Origin of the sequence: Collinsella aerofaciens (genome assembly GCF_028209395.1) — a bacterium.
In the GTDB taxonomy this organism is placed as follows: Bacteria; Actinomycetota; Coriobacteriia; order Coriobacteriales; family Coriobacteriaceae; genus Collinsella; species Collinsella aerofaciens_AZ.
Genome location: NZ_JAQLDQ010000018.1, coordinates 13,609 through 30,003, shown reverse-complemented (window position 1 = coordinate 30,003; position 16,395 = coordinate 13,609). Strand labels below are relative to the sequence as shown.

Below are 16,395 nucleotides of genomic sequence, written 5' to 3'. Positions count from 1 at the left end.
ACTTCAAACTACTTGTTTGCTTCAATGAGCTTTTCAAGCCTCAAAACGCGATGGTACAGGGCAGACTTCGACAAGGGAGGGTCAGCCATCTCGCCCAGATCGCGCAGCGACAGATCGGGATAGCGCTCGCGCAGGTCGCAAAAGACTGCCAAGGCGTCCGGAAGCGTGTCGCGCAAACCCCGCTGTTCGAGCTCATCGATAAGCGCAAGCTGATGTTGGGCGGCACCGGCGCTTCTGGTCTGGTTGGCGAGCTCGGCGTTCACGCGACGGTTCACATCGTTCTTAACCAACTTGACCGCGCGCGCCTCCTCAATCTCGGCAACGCTGCGCTTGGCGCCAATCAGCTTTAATAGATGCTCGATTTCCTCGGCGCTCTTAATGTACACGGCATATGACCCCCGCCGTGCATTAACACGAGCATGGACCCCAATCTGCTCCAACAGATCGCAAAGCCCCTTGGCATATTGCTCGCCCTGCACAGCAATCTCCAAATGAAAATCGCCGCGTGGATCGGCCACGAAGCCGCCCGCGATGAGCGCGCCGCGGATATAGGCAAGTCTACAGCAAGGACGGGCAACGATATGTCGGGGTACGCCGGCGACAAGTCCTCCCCTACGTTCGAGGATACCCAGCAGAACCAAGGCCTTATCCAGGTCTGGCTGATCAGGCAAGGTGATGAGGTAGTTTCGAACCTTATGCAATACAGATTTACGGACGGTGAACTCCGTTTTGAGCTTAAGGATACGATGCGTCAGCGTGATCATCGTGCGCGCGACGGCTCCCGTCTCAGTCGCAACCGTCAAACGATACCGCCCAGAGCCGGTAAGCGAGAGCGTACCGCTCACGCGCGTGAGGGCGGCAAGCGTCGACAAGTCGCAGTATTCACATTCGGGTTCGCAGCGCGCAAGCTCGTCGCGCACCTCAGCGGTAAACGACATGCAGGCCTATGCCTTCGTGTTGGCGCGCGACAGGTCGCGGTGGGAGATGCTCACATGATACTGAGCGCCTTCCAGGTAACGGGCCGTGGCCTCGGCAATGGCAACGCTGCGGTGCTGGCCGCCCGTGCAGCCGATGGCGATAGAAAGCTGCGGCTTACCCTCCGCGATATAACCGGGCATGACCGTATCGAGCAGCTGTGTCCAAGCCTTCCAAAACTCCTGCGTCTTGGGATGGTCCAGAACAAAATCGGAGACCTTTTTATCGAGACCGGTCATCGTGCGCATCTCGGGATCGTAGAACGGATTGGGCAGGAAGCGGACGTCGATCATAATATCCGCTTCGACGGGCATGCCGTGCTTAAAGCCAAACGAGAACACGTGGACATCCATAAGCTGCTGGTCGGACAGCTCGGAAAATGCCATACGCAGCTTGTTGCGCAGCGCAGAGGTGCGCAGACGGCTCGTGTCGATAATCATATCGGCTCGGTCGCGCACGCCCTGCAGCTGAAGGCGCTCGCGCTGAATGGCATCGGCCGTAGTCTCCCCCGGCTTGGCAATGGGATGACGGCGGCGATTTTCGCTGTAGCGACGAATCAGCACCTCGTCAGAAGCCTCCAGGAACACGATGTCGCAGCTCATCTCGCGCTCTTCGAGAGCGGCGACCGCATCGAGCAACTCGTCAAACAGTCCCTGGCTACGCAAATCGCAGGTGACGGCGAGATGCCTGCCCACGCCCGTATTGATGCCGACGAGCTCGGCAAGCTGGGCGATGAGACGCGGAGGCAGGTTATCGATGCAAAAATAGCCCATGTCCTCGAACACGTGCATGGCCTGTGTGCGGCCTGATCCGGACATTCCGGTGATGATGACGATATCGGGGATGCGCTCCGAGCGCTCCGCCGCATCCATGGCATCTCCCTTTTGCATGTGTTGCCTCCCGAAAACAAGCGCGGGACCCAGCAACCCGGATCCCGCGCGGTCAATTGCCTATATTGAGTATACCGCCCCGAGCGGATACGAGGCCTGTCTTACGCCTCAAGCGCAGCCTTGAACCAACTCGTAATACTCGTGGGGTGCGTGATGGCGGTGCCGACGACAACGGCCCAGGCGCCAGCATCGATCGCGGCGCGAGCCTCCTCGGGCGTATGCACACGACCCTCGCAAATGATGGGAAGGCCGGGGAATTCCTCGGTCGCCTGACGCAGGAGCGGCAGATCGGGGCCATCGGCCATGGTGCAGTCGATGGCGGCAACACCATGAGACAGCGTGGTGGACACCAGGTCGAAGCCCATGTCGACAGCACGACGAATATCCTCGATGGTGGCACAGTCGGCCATCAGGAGCACGCCCTCCTCGTGCAGCGGACGGAAAGTATCTTCGACGGTCTTGCCATCGGGACGCGGACGATCGGTGGCGTCGATCGCCACGATATCGGCACCCGCAGCAACGCAGGCGCGAGCGTGGCGCAGCGTCGGCGTGATGTAAACGCCCTCGTGCCCATCCTTCCACAGGCCGATAACAGGAACCTCACAGCGACCCTTAATGGCGGCAATGTCGGCAAGGCCCTGGCAGCGAATGGCGGCGGCGCCGCCGAGCTCGCAAGCGCGAGACATTTGAGCCATGGTCTCAGGCGTACGAAGCGGCTCGCCCATATACGCCTGAACGCTCACGACGAGCTTGCCCTTCAGGGACTGGATCAAAGGATCAACGGTCATGTTCGACTCAACCTTTCTCAAAAACAGCCTTCTGAGACACCGCACCTTGACGTTCAAACCGTCGCTCGCGTACCGAAGTACGCTTCGCTCCTCTTTCACGTCAATCTGCGGCACCTCAGAAGGCGCACTTGGTAGCTATGTTTATTTCAACGACGCAAGAAGGTGTTCGGCGGCACCGATGAGCGGAGCATCGCCCTCCAGAGAACCGATGAGGATCGGCGTGTCCTGAAGCGGATCGAGCGCCTGGCTGGCATAGCCCTCGTGTACCGAATCCTTCCACGTCTGTGAACGCCAATCGGGACCTTGGTGAATCACGCCACCCGAAAGCACGATGACCTCAGGGTCCAGGATGTTAGCGAGCGAGCCCAAGCTGGCACCCAGCGCAAAGCCGGCGTCATGGATGACCTCGGTCGCCTTTGCGTCGCCCGCACGGCACAGGTCGTTCACATCGCGACCGACCGAAGGACGGCTGGGGTCGACGCGACCAAAGCGCTCATCGTACATACGACCAATGGAAGTGCCCGAAGCAACCGACTCCAGATGGCCGGAACGCCCGCAGGCGCAGGGAATACCGGCGGCAGCCGAGCACTCGATGTGGCCCATATGGCCAGCAGCACCATGGAAGCCCTGCATCACGCGGCCGTTCTCGACATATGCGCCACCGATGCCCGTACCGATGCCAAGACACATGACGGAGAACTTGCCCTTGCCGACGCCCCAGTGGGCCTCGCCCAGAGCATGAGCCTGCACGTCGCCTACAACGGCAACGGGAAGACCGAGGTCCTCGCGCAGGCGCGGCCCCAACTGAACACCGGACCAGCCGGGCATGATCTCGTTGGCATACGCGATGGCGCCCGTCTTGGGATCGACGACGCCGGCGGCACCGATACCGACGCCAAGGACCTCGACATCGGGATTCGCCTCGAGAGCAGCCTTGATGGACGCCTCGATACGTTGGAAGACGGCCTCGCCGCCCTCTTGGGCCTCGGTGGGAACCTCGGCCTCAAAAACAGGATGGGGCACACTACCGTCAGCCGGGTACTCCATGATGGCAGTCGCGATCTTAGTTCCGCCGATATCGACAGAGCAGACGTACTTGTTCTCCATGTCGCTCTCCTTAGGAGATAAAAAACAACTACAGGAAATGCGCCGTCAGGCTAGCCGTCACAGCGCGGAAAAGGTTTTCCAGGTGCCCGAGATCGCCAAGAAACCGTGTGACCATTGATCTAATGGGTCATGGCCGCACGGTTGAACGGCGAGGTCGGGTGCCCGGGGAAGCTTTACAGGAGGCCGTTGTCCTGGAGGACCTTCTTAATCGCCTCGACGTTCTCGCCGGTCATGGCCTTCACCGGGCGCGGCATGGTCGGGCTGTCGAAGATACCCATGAGGTTCATAGCGGTCTTGAAGGCGCCGACGCCACCGGCATAACCCTGGACGCCTGAGGTGACATCCCAGATGTGCGAAATCTCATTGAGGCGATCCTGCTCGGCCTTGACGGTAGCCCAGTCACCAGCCTGAGCGGCCTTCCACTGACGCACGTAGCCCTCGGGCTCAACGTTGGCGAGACCCGGAACGGAACCGTCGGCGCCACCGAGGTAGGCGCCGTCGACAACAACCTCGTGACCGGTGAGGATGCTCATCGGATGGCCGTTCTTCTCGTTCTCCTGAACGAGGTAGCGGAACGAGATGTCATCACCCGAGGAATCCTTGACGCCGGCCAGAACGCCCTCGGCACCGAGCTTGGCAAGGAGCTTCCACGGGAGCTTGGTGTGGACACACACGGGGATGTCATAGGCGAAGATGGGCAGGTCGAGTTCCTCATGCAGGATGCGGAAGTGCTCCTCGACCTCGGTCATGCCCTGCAGGGCATAGAACGGGCAGGTGGCGACAAGCGCATCAGCGCCCAGCTCCTGAGCGACCTTACCGTGCTCGATCATGCGCTCGGTCTCGGTGTCGATGATGCCGACCAGAACGGGAACGCGGTGGTCGACGATACGGACGGCCTCGGAGATGATCTGACGGCGACGCTCGTCGGTGGAGAAGACGACCTCGCCCGAGGAGCCCAGGAAGAACAAGCCATCGACGCCGGCATCGATCATGCGGTTGATGCTGCGCTCAAAGGAGGCAACATCGAGCTGGTGGTCTTCGGTATCGGGAACAACGACGGGAGGGATAACGCCGGTGAATTTCTGAGTTGCCACAAGAATCTCCTTAGTTGTCTGGTGGGCAGCCCTATGCCGCCCACTCTTGTTGGCAGTGTCCAGGCCGTCTAGGCCAAAGAACACGAGTAGAACGTTTGGTTAAAAAAGTCGACGACTTCGTTTTCGAACGCATTGATGCGCTCGTGAGCGTATTTGGCATAGATGATATGTCTCCGGTCACACTCAAGACCGTTGAATACGGCAAACTGATCCTTGGGATCGCTCACGGTATCCATGAGCGATGTGCCCATGAGCACCGATCCGCGCACCCGAGACGACAGCGCCTCGAGGCCGCCAGGAAGCGGATTGGCAACCGCCGTGCAGGCGAGACCCCGCTCGTCCAGAGCAGAAACCGCCAGCGCGACTCCGCCGCCTAGACCCTCGCCCCATGCAAAGATGCGGTCGGGGTCCATGCCATCAAGATTGCGCGCCACCTTCGCCAGCGCGCAACCCCAACGGACGCGCTCGACAAAAGCGGGCGAAGAAATCCCCCGCTGCAGGTCGTCCGCACCAGCAACATCGTCATCCAGCGCGAGGACGGCATACCCCATGGCGGCAAATCTCGTCATGTGATGCCAGCCGCGCACAGGCCGATCGATGTCGTGGAACATCAGGCACAACGGCACGCGCTCAGATACTCGGGCACGACCGACAGGCTCGATCAAACGAGCGTGAATCGCATCGTCACCGAGCTCAAAGGAGACCTCCGAGTAACGGGCGCAGGGGTTAACAAAGTCAATCGCCGTAATGGCCAGGCCTTGAATCTCAAGATTCGAAGCGCATGTCTCTAAATCAGAAACATCTGCTTGGACATCACCGCGCCAGTCCCGATATTCTGCGAGCCTTGACGAAACCGTTCCAGGAATTCCCACGAGTCCGGGGACAATCAGCTCGTCAACATTGCTCTCGCACTTAGACATGAGCCTCCCCTCCCTTGCAGAAAAACGGAATGATCAAATCGTCAAAATCCTGAATCTCCTCGTGGCCAAAGCCTTCAAAGAACTCATGACGCTTTTCGCAGGTCAGGTTGTTATAGACCGCAAACTGCGTCGCTGGCGGACAGACGATATCGGCTGTGCCAGTACCAAACAGCACGGGGCATTTGACCATAGGGGCAAAGTTCTTGGAATCGAAGTACGCCAGCTTGGCATAGCCTTCGTCAATACGAGTCGAGTCCTCGTCAAACCAGCGAGACCAATAGCGCAGGCCCTCGTAGGCAATGTCGTCGGCATCCAAATCCCAGACCAGGCGGAAATCTGACAGGAAGGGATAGAGGATGGCGGCACGATTGATAAGCTCGCTGTTAAGCGCACAGGTCGCAATGCCCAAACCGCCGCCCTGCGACGCGCCGTTCACAAACACACGCGCAAGATCGATGCCCTCGAGCTCGCGAACGATGCGGCACAGGATGCGAATATCTTGGTGCAAGCGGACATAGTAGAGGTTGGCCGGGTCGCCGTCGATACCGGCGACGATATGACCGGCAACCGTTGTGCCCTCAAATCCACCAATGTCCTCGGAGGGACCTCCTTGGCCGGGGCAGTCGAGGGCGATGAGTGCCATGCCCATGCCCGCAAACGACGCCTGCTCAAACCAGCTGCGGCTTGCACCCGGATATCCATGGAACTGAAGCACCAATGGCGCGGGCTCGTCCGAGACGGGTTTAAGGTACTTGGCATGCAGGCGCGCGCCACACATGCCGGTATACCAGAGGTCGAAAAGCTGGCAGGTCGCGGCATCGGCGACCGATGCCGCCTCGATCGCATAGTCAAGCCCGACGGCGTCGGCCTCGGCCATGCGGTCCTTCCAAAAGAGATCGAAATCCGATGGACGGGGCATAGCGCCTCGATATTCACCAAATTGCTGTTGTAGCTCCTGAGCACTTGGCATGGCTCGTGAACCCAACCTTTCGAAATCGCAACGGAGGTGCGCCCGGTAAGGGAACCGGGCGCACGGGAGGGAAAGCGAGGCTACTCGCCGAGCTTGGGATGCAGCAGCGACGGCGCAGCGCCGAGCAGCATCTTGGTGTAGGGATCCTGAGGGTGCTGGAAGACCTGCTTGGCCTCGCCCTGCTCGACGATCTTGCCGCCATTCATAACGATGATGTCGTCAGAGATATAGCGGACCGTCTGGATGTCATGGCTGATGAACACCATGGCCAGGCCGAGCTCCTTCTTAAGGTCGGTCAGCAGGTTCAGAATCTGCGCACGGACCGAAACGTCCAGAGCCGAGGTGGGCTCGTCGGCGATGATGGCATCGGGGTTCAGCGACAGGGCACGAGCAATTGCGACGCGCTGGCGCTGGCCGCCCGAAAGCTGGCCGGGAAGAACCTCGGCGGCGGAGCTGGGCAGACCGGTGAGCTCCAAGAGCTCCTTGACGCGCTTCTCCTGCTCGGCCTCGGTACCCAGGTTGTGGACGCGCATGGGGTCGAGCAGTTGCTCGCGAACAACCATGCGGGGGTTGAGCGCCGTGGCCGGGTTCTGGAACACGACCGAGATGACGCGACCCATGTGGCGACGGTCCTCGGCGGTACGTTTGGTAACGTCCTTGCCCTTAAAGTAGACCTTGCCGCTCGTGGGGGCCTGCAGGCCGCACATGACGTTGGCGGTGGTGGACTTTCCGCAACCGGACTCGCCGACGATGCCGATGGTCTGTCCGGGCATGAGCTTAATCGTTACACCCTGGACGGCGTGAACCAGGTTGGGGTGCAGAATCGAGCCGGTACGGGTCCTAAAGGTGACGTGGACGTCATCAAGGAAGATGATCGGCTCGACGCCGTTGACTGCGGTCTCGCTCATCTACATCACCTCCGCGTGAGGGGTCAAACCATTTGCCTTGAGCACCTCGTCGGGGAGCTCGGAATAGAAGTGCTCGGTGCCGGGCACGCGCTTGAAGACCGGACGGGTGTCCAGGCCAATGCGCGGATGGCTCGAGCGGGGCGCGAAGCGATCGCCCTTGGGGAAATCGCGCGGGCTGGGAACAGCGCCGGGGACCTGGTGCAGACGGCCCGAGCCGCTCTCGATGGACAGAACGGAACCCAGAAGACCGCGGGTGTACTCGTGGATCGGGTTAGTGAGCAGCTCCTTGGTGGGCGCCTGCTCGATAACCTGGCCAGCGTACATAACCGTGATGTTATGGGCAACCTCGGCGACCAGCGCCAGGTCATGCGAAACGAAGATCATGGCAAAGCCGAGCTTGGCCTGAAGATCGTTGAGCAGCTTGATGACCTGCTTCTGGACGGTAACGTCCAGAGCGGTCGTAGGCTCGTCGCAGATGACCAGCTTGGGGTCGCGGGTAAGGGCCATAGCGATCAGAACGCGCTGACGCTGGCCACCGGAAAGCTCATGCGGATAGCTCTCGAGCGTACGCTTGGGGTCGAGGCCCACGAGCTCCAGGAGCTCCTCGGCGCTACGGGTGCCGCCACGCTTGGTGAGCTGCTTCATCTGGGCGGAAATGAGCATGGAGGGGTTGAGCGAGGACAGGGCGTCCTGATAGACCATGGCGATATCGGTACCGCGAAGGCCGAACCACTCCTTCTTGCTCATCTTGAGCAGGTCGCGGCCCTCCCAGAGAACCTCGCCGGAAAGATGCTCGTCATCGTCGGTCAGGCCCATGATGGCCAGCGTGGTGATGGACTTACCGCAACCGGACTCGCCCACCAGGCCCATGGTCTGACCAGGACGGACGTCAAAGTTGACATGGTCGACGACGTTGATATCACCGTGATGCTCAAACTGGATGCAGAAGTCACGGACCGAGAGAATCGGTTCAACAGACTCGTCGGGCACATGGCGATCGTCACGCTTGAGCTCGACATCGCGCAGGGCGCCAAGGCGAGCGGAGAGGGACTGAGCCTGCTCCTTGTAGGCGCGAACGGGGTCGGAGACCAGCAGGTCGGCCTCGCGGCGCTTGGAGGAGTCGGTCGGATCCAGGGCGGCGGAGGGAGCAGCGGCCATGGCGTCGGTAATGCCCTCGGACAGGATGTTGAGTGCCAGGCAGGTGATCATGATGGCCAGGCCCGGGAACAGCGCCTGCCACCAACGGCCAGCGAGCACGCCACCGCGGGCGTCAGCGAGGATGTTACCCCAGGTAGCGGTAGGCTCCTGAATACCAGCGCCGATGAAGGTCAGCGAGGCCTCGAAGATGATGGCATCGGCGACCAGAGTAACGGTGAAGACCATAATCGGGGCGATGCAGTTGCGCAGGACGTGCTTGATCAAAATCCACGGAGCCTTGGCGCCGGAAACGATGACCGCGCGGACATAGTCCTCGCCGTACTCGGACACGATGTTGGCGCGCACGATACGGGCAATCTGCGGAGTGTACATAAAGCCGATGGCGAAGATAATCGACGGCACGGAATTGCCCAGGATGGAGACGAAGACGGCCGCGAGGGCGATGCCCGGGATGGACATGATGATGTCCAGGATGCGCATGATCGCTTCGGAAACGGACTTACGCGAAACCGCCGCGAGGGCGCCCACGACCGAGCCGCAGACCAGAGCCATGGCAGTGGCGCCAAAGCCGATGATCAGCGAGTAACGACCACCGTAGAGCATGCGCGACAGAATGTCGCGACCTTTATCGTCGGTACCGAAGATAAATCCGTTGCCGGGAGCCTGGCGAGCCGTAAAGATCTCGACCGGGCTATAGGGGGCAAGAAGGGGCGCCAGAATCGCAGTCAGGGCGACCAGCACCAGCACGACGGCGGCAATCTTAGAAGACAACGTCATCTTCTTCCAGCCACCGAGCTTGAGCCCCTTGGAGGCAGCCTTCTCGAGCTGCTCGGTTTGCTTCTCTCGAATCTTTACCATAATCTACACCGTCCTGATGCGCGGGTTGATGAGCAGGTAGAGCATGTCAACCACGATGTTGATGATGATGAAGGCAAGAGCAACGACGATAACGACGCCCTGAACCAGGTTCGCCTCGTTGCCCTGAACGCCCTGCAGAATCGCAGTGCCCATGCCGGGGAGGTTGAAGATAACCTCGATGACGACGGCGCCGCCCATGAGGTAACCGATCTTAAGACCGAGGGTGGTGACCGGGGTGATCAGCGCGTTGCGCAAAACGTTGATGCCGACGACGACCTTCTCGGGAACGCCGGCGCCACGGGCCATGCGGACGTAGTCCTTGTCGAGCTCCTCGACCATGGCGGTACGCACGATACGAGTCATCTGGCCCGTCAGCGGGAATGCCAGGGCGATAGCGGGCATGATCATACGTCCCAGATAGCCAGCCGGGTTAGTGGTGAAGTGAGGCAGAGCACCGGACGCCGGGAGCACCTTAAGGTAGGAAGAGAACAGCAGGATCAACAGGACGGCAAGCCAGAACGACGGGGTTGCCAAGCCGGCGATGGAGAAGACGCGGATCACTTGGTCCGGCCATTTATCGCGATACAGTGCCGCGATGACGCCGAGCAAAAACGAGACGACCGCGCCGATGGCAAGACCGATGAAGGTCAGCTGCATCGTGACGGGCAGGGCCGTGGAGATGCGCTTGGCAACGGAGTTGCGAGCAGCACCATAGGTGCCCATGTCACCATGGATCAAATCGCCCATATAGCGCACGTAGCGCACGGGCCAGGGGTCGTCCAGACCATACTTCTCATGGTACTCGGCAACCGCCTCGGGCGAGGCACCGTCACCCAACGCCGTATAGGCGGGGTCGGTCTTGGAGAACGACATAAGGAAGAACACCAGGACGGTGACGCCCAATGCCATGATCGGCAGCGCCACGAGACGCCTTCCAATCAAACGTAGAAAGTTGTTCACGTTCTCTCCCCTTTCTTTTGTCGGTAGGACCAACTGGTATATGAGTATGGATACTCATTACAAGACCCGAGCGACATCGAGGCCGCCCGGGTCTTTGTTTCAACTATGAGGATACGGTCCCAACGACCGACATCCTGCATACAGACTCAAGCGAGTCTTACGCCTTGACGGTCGCAACGCCCCTGAAGGACATGCTCGTCGTGCCGATGCCCTTGAAGCCATCGAGGGCCTCGCCGTTGGGCGCAGTGGACGGATCGTCCCAGAAAGCGGAGACGGTCTTGACGTGAACAACAGGGTACAGAACGGCGTTGTCGGCAATGATGTCGAAGCACTCGTTCCACTTCTTCTGCTGCTCATCGCCCTCAGCGGCAAGAGCCTCGTCCATGAGACCGTGGAGCTTCTGCCACTCAGCGGACTCCTTCCACGGGCAACGGGTCTGCATCCAGACGTTGTCGCCGTACCACCAGTTGAGCAGCAGGTCGGGATCAGCGCCGAAGCAGGAAGGATCGCCAGGGGCAAGAAGGATATCGTAGGCCTCGCCGCCGTCGATGGCAGCGTAGGTAGCCGGCGAGGTATCGGTCTGGATGGTCACATCGAAGCCGAGAGCATCTAGGTCGTTCTTGACCTGGGCGGCCATGCCCTTAATCTGCTCGTTGTCGGTGGTGCGCAGGGTGATGGCACCCGGGGTGATGCCAGACTCCTCGATGAGCTTCTTAGCCTTCTTGGCGTCGGTCTTGTACACCGTGGAAGCCTCATGATAGTTGGTGAAGCTCTTGGGCAGGTAGCAGCTGGCAGCGGTGGCAAGGCCGGCGAAGGTGTTACTGACCATCTTCTCGGTGTCGAGCGCATACATGACAGCCTGACGGACCTTGACGTTGTTCCAAGGCTCCTTGGCGACGTTGAACATGATGAAGCGGGTGCCGAAACCCTGAACGTTATCGATCTTGCAGCCGGCGCTCTCGAGCTGGTCGACGGCGTCAGCGGTAACGAGCTCCATAACGAGCGTGGAGCCCTCCTGCTGAGCGGTAACGCGAGCGGTGGGGTCGGTCAGGATGCTGTACTGGATCTTCTTATCCTCGGCAGCATACTCACCGTTGTACTCGGGGTTGGGAACCAAGGTGATCTCGGTATCGGAGATAGAGTCGTACATCCAGGGGCCGGAACCGATCGGCTGCTTGGCGCGATCCTCCTCGGTCTGGGTGGCCGGGGTAACGCGGACGATGGCCAGACGATCCTTGAGCAGGGAGAAGTTGGGGACCTTAGTCTTGACCGTCACGGTGCTGGCGTCCTTGGCCTCGATGGACTCGAAGGGCTGGAAGAACGGAGCATAGGTAGCGGAAGCGGCGCAAGCGGTGTAGGAGGCAACGACATCATCAGCGGTGACCTCGGTGCCATCGGAGAACTTGGCGCCCTTGCGGATGGTGACCTCGAAAGTGGTGTCGTCCACAGACTTGGGATCGTCGGTGGCGAGCTCGTTGAAGGTGCTGTAGTCGTGGTAATCGATGCCGTAGAGGCCCTCGACGACGTGCCAGTTAGCACCCAGGCCCACAGCGGAGCCGGTGCTGGCGGGATCGAAGCTGGACGGAGCGTAAGCGGAACCAGCGGTGATCACGCCGCCGCCACGGTTGGCGGAATCGGTGGAGCCGGAAGCGGAACCCTCGTCGCTAGAGCTGCCACCGCAGCCAGTGAGACCAAGGCCGGCGACAGCAGCGACGCTGCCGGTGAGGCCGAGGAACGAACGCCTGGACATACCCTTGTTGATGATGGCCATGTCTTCTCCTATCAATAGAGAATCTTACTCGGGAGCACCTAGACGTGCCCCCGCGCAACTTGCGGACGATATATACCTTACCTACCGACGAACCCAACTGAGGTGCCGCGCTCGGCGACCGATACATACATACGCTTGAACGGTATTTACTACCGTTCACCGAATTCATTGACAAATGATTCGCCAGACAGTATGTATCGACGAGGTGAGATATCAGTCTTCGTCAACCCGCAGGATAGCAGGGTTGTTCACCATGACTAGTCAAACGTTTTAGCGTTAATAAAACCCGAAACCAGCATGCAATCATGGCGAAATAAATGGTTGAAAATCACGCAATCATGTATATCAGTAGTTTAGGCTCGTGTTTAGCTATCGGAATGGCCAGCCGCCGCCTCGGCGCGCTCGGCATTCCATGCAACGAGCGCCTCGTGGACCGCCTTGGCAACATCGGCAGGTATGCCGCGAACTTCCGCGATCTCTTGCTCGCTCGCCGCGCGCAAACGCTTCATCGAGCCAAAATGGCGCATAAGGGCACGTTTTCTGGTGGGTCCCACGCCTGGAACGTCATCGAGTACCGAAACCGTCATGGCTTTGTCGCGCAATTCGCGATGGAACGTGATGGCAAATCGGTGGGACTCATCGCGTACCTGCTTAATTAGATAGAGCGAAGCAGACCCGGTCGGCAGCACGACAGGAGTCTCGTCCCAAGGCACAAAAACTTCCTCGTCGGCCTTCGCCAAGCCACAAACTGGTATATCGAGCCCAAGAGCCTCAAGTTGCTTGATCGCAGCGGTCAATTGCGGCTTACCGCCATCGACAACGAGCAAATCGGGGCGCGAGCCAAAGCGCTCGTCGGCCATGCGCTCGGGAGCATAGCGTCGTCCCAAAACCTCGGACATCGACACGAAGTCGTTTGCCTCGTCCAATTCGGCCTGAATTTTAAAACGACGGTACTGGCTCTTGTCGGCGCGCCCGTTGGTAAACACCACCATCGAGGCGACCGTAAAGGTGCCATGCAGTGTAGAGATATCGAAGCACTCGATACGCAACGGCGGCGATGGCAGCGCCAACGCACTTTCGAGCTCCAGGAGCGCTTGATTGGTGCGGTCGTCAGCGTACCCCGTTCGCATCATGTAGCGCATGAGGGCATGGCGCGCATTTTTGGATGCCATATCGAGCAGACGGTGCTTTTCGCCACGCTGCGGCCTATGGAGATGGCAGGAACGCTCACGCTTGCCCGCAAGCCACTCCCCCAGCGCCTCCGCATCCTCAAGCTCGACGGAAAGGTTGACCTCAGCTGGAATATCAGCCGTCTCGTCGTAATAGCGCTTAAGAAAGCCCGATTGAAGTTCCTCTTCGTCGACATCCAAACCCTTATCGAGAATAAACTCGCAGGTTCGAACCGTTCGACCCTCACGCACGACAAAGACGCAAGCGGCGGAGATGGTCTCCTCGCGATAGAAACCGATGACATCGATATCGACACTGGAGGGAAAAACGACTTGCTGACGATCGTCCAGACCCCTGATGACCTCCAAACGACGTTTGACGCGTGCCGCGCGCTCAAAGTCGAGCGCCTCGGCGGCATCCGTCATCTCGGAGGTCAGCTCATCGACGACATCCTTGCGATGGCCCGACAAAAAGCGCTCGACACGCTTGACGTTCTTGGCATAGTCTGCCGGGGAAATCGCGCCGACACACGCACCCGGGCCGCGCCCGACATGGTAGTCAAAGCAGGGACGCCCGTTTTGCGCGCAAATCATATTGACGATGTCTTCTTCGCCCTTATGAGATTCGACGATGCGGCGGCAGCGGCGCCATTCCGCACAGGATGCCGAGCAAATAGGAATGACCTTGCGTAGCGTATCGATGGTCTCACGCGCCGCACGACTATCGGTATAGGGGCCAAAATAGCGCGTGCCGGGCTTATGGCGCTCGCGCGTGTATTTAATAGCGGGAAATAGATCGCTTTTAGTGATGGCGATAAAGGGATAGCTTTTATCGTCCTTAAGGTCGACGTTGAAGTACGGATGGTACTGGCCGATCAGATTGCGCTCGAGCACCAATGCCTCGTGCTCGGTCTCCACCACGATATAGTCGAAGCTCGCCACCAGCTGCATCATGAGCGGGATCTTTTGACGCTCGTCCTGCAGCGTCACGTATTGACGCATACGGGCACGCAAGTTTTTTGCCTTGCCCACATAGATGACATCGCCCTTGGCATCTTTCCAAAGGTAGCAACCGGGTTGTGTAGGAACGCGCGAAACCTGCTCGGCAAGCGTTGGAATGTTGTCGTGACCGGCCACGCGCACCTACTTGCGACGAAGCAACGCCGAGACCTCGGGCATCTTAAGGACGACGGCAAGGCCAAAGGTAACAGCAAGCGAGACGACACCCGCAACGCAAACGTAGCCAAGAGTAATCAGAATCGAGCCACCAAGTGCCCCGACAAAGAGTTCAAGCGCCCACATGACGCCGGCGCCTGCGGCAGCGCCCAGGCCACCGAGCAAAAGGCCAAAGAAGCCGCCATGCAGGATAGATTTGACCTGAAGACCACGCAGGCGACGACGCAGCCACCACAGCGAACAGCCGACCAAGATCACGTAGTCGACGACATACGAAAGCGCGATTGCCGGCATACCGAAGCCCAGCACAACGCCAAACAGCAGAACCGAGCCGGCCTGGCCGATGGCGGAATACAGGCAATAGCGGCTATAGGGCTTCATATCGAGCAAGGCAGAGAAGCTCTTCTGCATCAACACGACCACGCCGTAGAGCGGCAGCGAGAACGCCAGGTAGACAAGGAACTCGGACACCAGCGCCACGCCGGACTCATCAAACTTGCCGGCACAGTAAATCATGTTGAGCGGACGCGCGAAGACAATCAGGTACAGCGCGAACGGAATCAGGAAGAACAGCATCTGGGCGACGCCACGCGAAATGCCCGTGCGAACGCTGTCGTAATCCTTCTCCTGTGCGTCATGAGAGAGCTCGGTATAGAGCGCCGTCGAAAGCGAGGCGGCAATCAGCGCATAGGGCAGCGTGTACCACAGGCGCGCATAGGCGATGACGGAAGGACCAGTCTCGGGCTGGACAACCAGCGCGGCAGCGTTGGTGATAGAAGTCGAGACAAACATGCACACTGTGGCAAGCAGCGTCGGGATACCGAGCGCAATCGTCTGGCGAAGCGCGGGGTCCTTAAAGTCGATATGGATATGGGGATGCACGCCGTGCTTGCCAAGCGCGGGAATCTGACATGCCATCTGAACAAAGACACCGAGGGTCGTACCGGCCGCAATCAAGATGATGCCGGCACGTTCGCCAAACTGTGCGGACACGGGCGCAAAACCCATAAAGCTCGCAATGACGATCACATTGTTGAGGACCGGGGCAAACGTCGACCAGAAGTAGTCGCGGTGTGCGTTGAGAACGCCCGAGAACACCGAGCCCAAACCATAAAACAGAATCTGGATGGCAAAGAAACGGAACATGAACGCAGCGGTATCCATGCTGCCGCCGTCACCCGAAAGGAACGATTGCGTCCAGATAAAGCCCGGGGCGAACACGGTCCCCAGCAACGAAATGCCACCCAGCACCAAAAGCAGAATGCCGAGCAGGTTGCCCACGTACTCGTTCGAGGCCTCGCGACCCTGCTCACGCCTCACGCCCATGTACACGGGCAAAAACGCCGTCACGAGCATGCCACCCATCACGAGTTCGTAGAGCATATTGGGCAGGTTGTTGGCGACCTGATAGGAGGACGAGAGCAGCGACATGCCGATAGCGGCCGCCATTGCCCACGTGCGGATAAAACCGGTGACGCGAGACACGATGGTCAGGATGGTCATAAGCCCGGCGGAACGACCAACCGTGGAGTAGTCCGACGAGCCCATGTCGTCAGTGTCGTCTCGCGACGAAGAAGCTTCGGATGAGGGTGTCTGAGGCGCAGATTCTTTTGCAAAATGAGCTCCGCGCTTCAATTCTTCCTGCGGCATC

The 16,395-nt window shown here is 59.7% G+C and carries 13 protein-coding genes; all 13 read right to left on the bottom strand.

Features of this window, described 5'->3' with window-relative positions:
* Positions 1–8: 8 nt before the first annotated feature.
* The 13 genes from whiA to murJ all read right to left on the bottom strand — a co-directional run bounded on the left by whiA (position 9) and on the right by murJ (position 16,394).
* Positions 9–938: a DNA-binding protein WhiA gene (whiA, locus tag PMW67_RS07450; RefSeq protein ID WP_260699818.1), complete on the bottom strand. Its 930-nt coding sequence runs from the start codon at positions 936–938 to the stop codon at positions 9–11.
* Between the two features lie 6 nt (positions 939–944).
* A complete protein-coding gene (gene rapZ, locus PMW67_RS07445; RefSeq protein ID WP_022094878.1) occupies positions 945–1,865 on the bottom strand; it encodes an RNase adapter RapZ in 921 nt (306 codons plus the stop codon).
* A 101-nt stretch (positions 1,866–1,966) separates the two neighbouring features.
* Positions 1,967–2,653 (bottom strand): N-acetylmannosamine-6-phosphate 2-epimerase, encoded by a 687-nt coding sequence (locus tag PMW67_RS07440; protein WP_022094877.1) that lies wholly within the window; start codon positions 2,651–2,653, stop codon positions 1,967–1,969.
* Between the two features lie 141 nt (positions 2,654–2,794).
* Positions 2,795–3,760 carry an ROK family protein gene (locus PMW67_RS07435; RefSeq protein WP_271739330.1) on the bottom strand — a complete coding sequence of 322 codons (966 nt, stop codon included), beginning with the start codon at positions 3,758–3,760 and terminating at the stop codon, positions 2,795–2,797.
* 173 nt (positions 3,761–3,933) lie between these two features.
* Positions 3,934–4,854, bottom strand: a complete 921-nt coding sequence (locus PMW67_RS07430; RefSeq protein ID WP_195520698.1) for a dihydrodipicolinate synthase family protein — start codon at positions 4,852–4,854, stop codon at positions 3,934–3,936.
* Positions 4,855–4,922: 68 nt separating this feature from the next.
* A complete protein-coding gene (locus PMW67_RS07425; RefSeq protein WP_195239179.1) occupies positions 4,923–5,774 on the bottom strand; it encodes an acetylxylan esterase in 852 nt (283 codons plus the stop codon).
* Complete coding sequence (locus PMW67_RS07420; RefSeq protein ID WP_271739326.1) at positions 5,767–6,744, bottom strand: acetylxylan esterase; 978 nt, start codon at positions 6,742–6,744, stop codon at positions 5,767–5,769. Before PMW67_RS07420 ends, PMW67_RS07425 begins: the two co-directional genes overlap by 8 nt.
* 80 nt (positions 6,745–6,824) lie before the next feature.
* Positions 6,825–7,652, bottom strand: a complete 828-nt coding sequence (locus PMW67_RS07415; RefSeq protein WP_006236159.1) for an ABC transporter ATP-binding protein — start codon at positions 7,650–7,652, stop codon at positions 6,825–6,827.
* Positions 7,653–9,668: a dipeptide/oligopeptide/nickel ABC transporter permease/ATP-binding protein gene (locus PMW67_RS07410; RefSeq protein WP_271739325.1), complete on the bottom strand. Its 2,016-nt coding sequence runs from the start codon at positions 9,666–9,668 to the stop codon at positions 7,653–7,655. It lies immediately after the preceding gene.
* 3 nt (positions 9,669–9,671) lie between these two features.
* Complete coding sequence (locus PMW67_RS07405) at positions 9,672–10,628, bottom strand: ABC transporter permease (RefSeq protein WP_022094871.1); 957 nt, start codon at positions 10,626–10,628, stop codon at positions 9,672–9,674.
* 157 nt (positions 10,629–10,785) lie between these two features.
* On the bottom strand, positions 10,786–12,399 hold the full coding sequence (locus PMW67_RS07400; RefSeq protein WP_117746690.1) for an ABC transporter substrate-binding protein: 1,614 nt from the start codon (positions 12,397–12,399) through the stop codon (positions 10,786–10,788).
* A gap of 365 nt (positions 12,400–12,764) precedes the next feature.
* A complete protein-coding gene (gene uvrC / locus PMW67_RS07395; RefSeq protein ID WP_334204048.1) occupies positions 12,765–14,705 on the bottom strand; it encodes an excinuclease ABC subunit UvrC in 1,941 nt (646 codons plus the stop codon).
* A 6-nt stretch (positions 14,706–14,711) separates the two neighbouring features.
* Complete coding sequence (gene murJ, locus PMW67_RS07390; protein WP_271739322.1) at positions 14,712–16,394, bottom strand: murein biosynthesis integral membrane protein MurJ; 1,683 nt, start codon at positions 16,392–16,394, stop codon at positions 14,712–14,714.
* Position 16,395: the final 1 nt, after the last annotated feature.

What these genes read in the sequence shown, in the direction of transcription:
- murJ (WP_271739322.1), bottom strand. Translation starts at nt 16,394, where the DNA reads ATGCCGCAGGAAGAATTGAAGCGCGGAGCTCATTTTGCAAAAGAATCT.
- PMW67_RS07435 (WP_271739330.1), bottom strand. Translation starts at nt 3,760, where the DNA reads ATGGAGAACAAGTACGTCTGCTCTGTCGATATCGGCGGAACTAAGATC.
- rapZ (WP_022094878.1), bottom strand. Translation starts at nt 1,865, where the DNA reads ATGCAAAAGGGAGATGCCATGGATGCGGCGGAGCGCTCGGAGCGCATC.
- PMW67_RS07415 (WP_006236159.1), bottom strand. Translation starts at nt 7,652, where the DNA reads ATGAGCGAGACCGCAGTCAACGGCGTCGAGCCGATCATCTTCCTTGAT.
- PMW67_RS07440 (WP_022094877.1), bottom strand. Translation starts at nt 2,653, where the DNA reads ATGACCGTTGATCCTTTGATCCAGTCCCTGAAGGGCAAGCTCGTCGTG.
- PMW67_RS07425 (WP_195239179.1), bottom strand. Translation starts at nt 5,774, where the DNA reads ATGTCTAAGTGCGAGAGCAATGTTGACGAGCTGATTGTCCCCGGACTC.
- PMW67_RS07420 (WP_271739326.1), bottom strand. Translation starts at nt 6,744, where the DNA reads ATGCCAAGTGCTCAGGAGCTACAACAGCAATTTGGTGAATATCGAGGC.
- whiA (WP_260699818.1), bottom strand. Translation starts at nt 938, where the DNA reads ATGTCGTTTACCGCTGAGGTGCGCGACGAGCTTGCGCGCTGCGAACCC.
- PMW67_RS07410 (WP_271739325.1), bottom strand. Translation starts at nt 9,668, where the DNA reads ATGGTAAAGATTCGAGAGAAGCAAACCGAGCAGCTCGAGAAGGCTGCC.
- PMW67_RS07400 (WP_117746690.1), bottom strand. Translation starts at nt 12,399, where the DNA reads ATGGCCATCATCAACAAGGGTATGTCCAGGCGTTCGTTCCTCGGCCTC.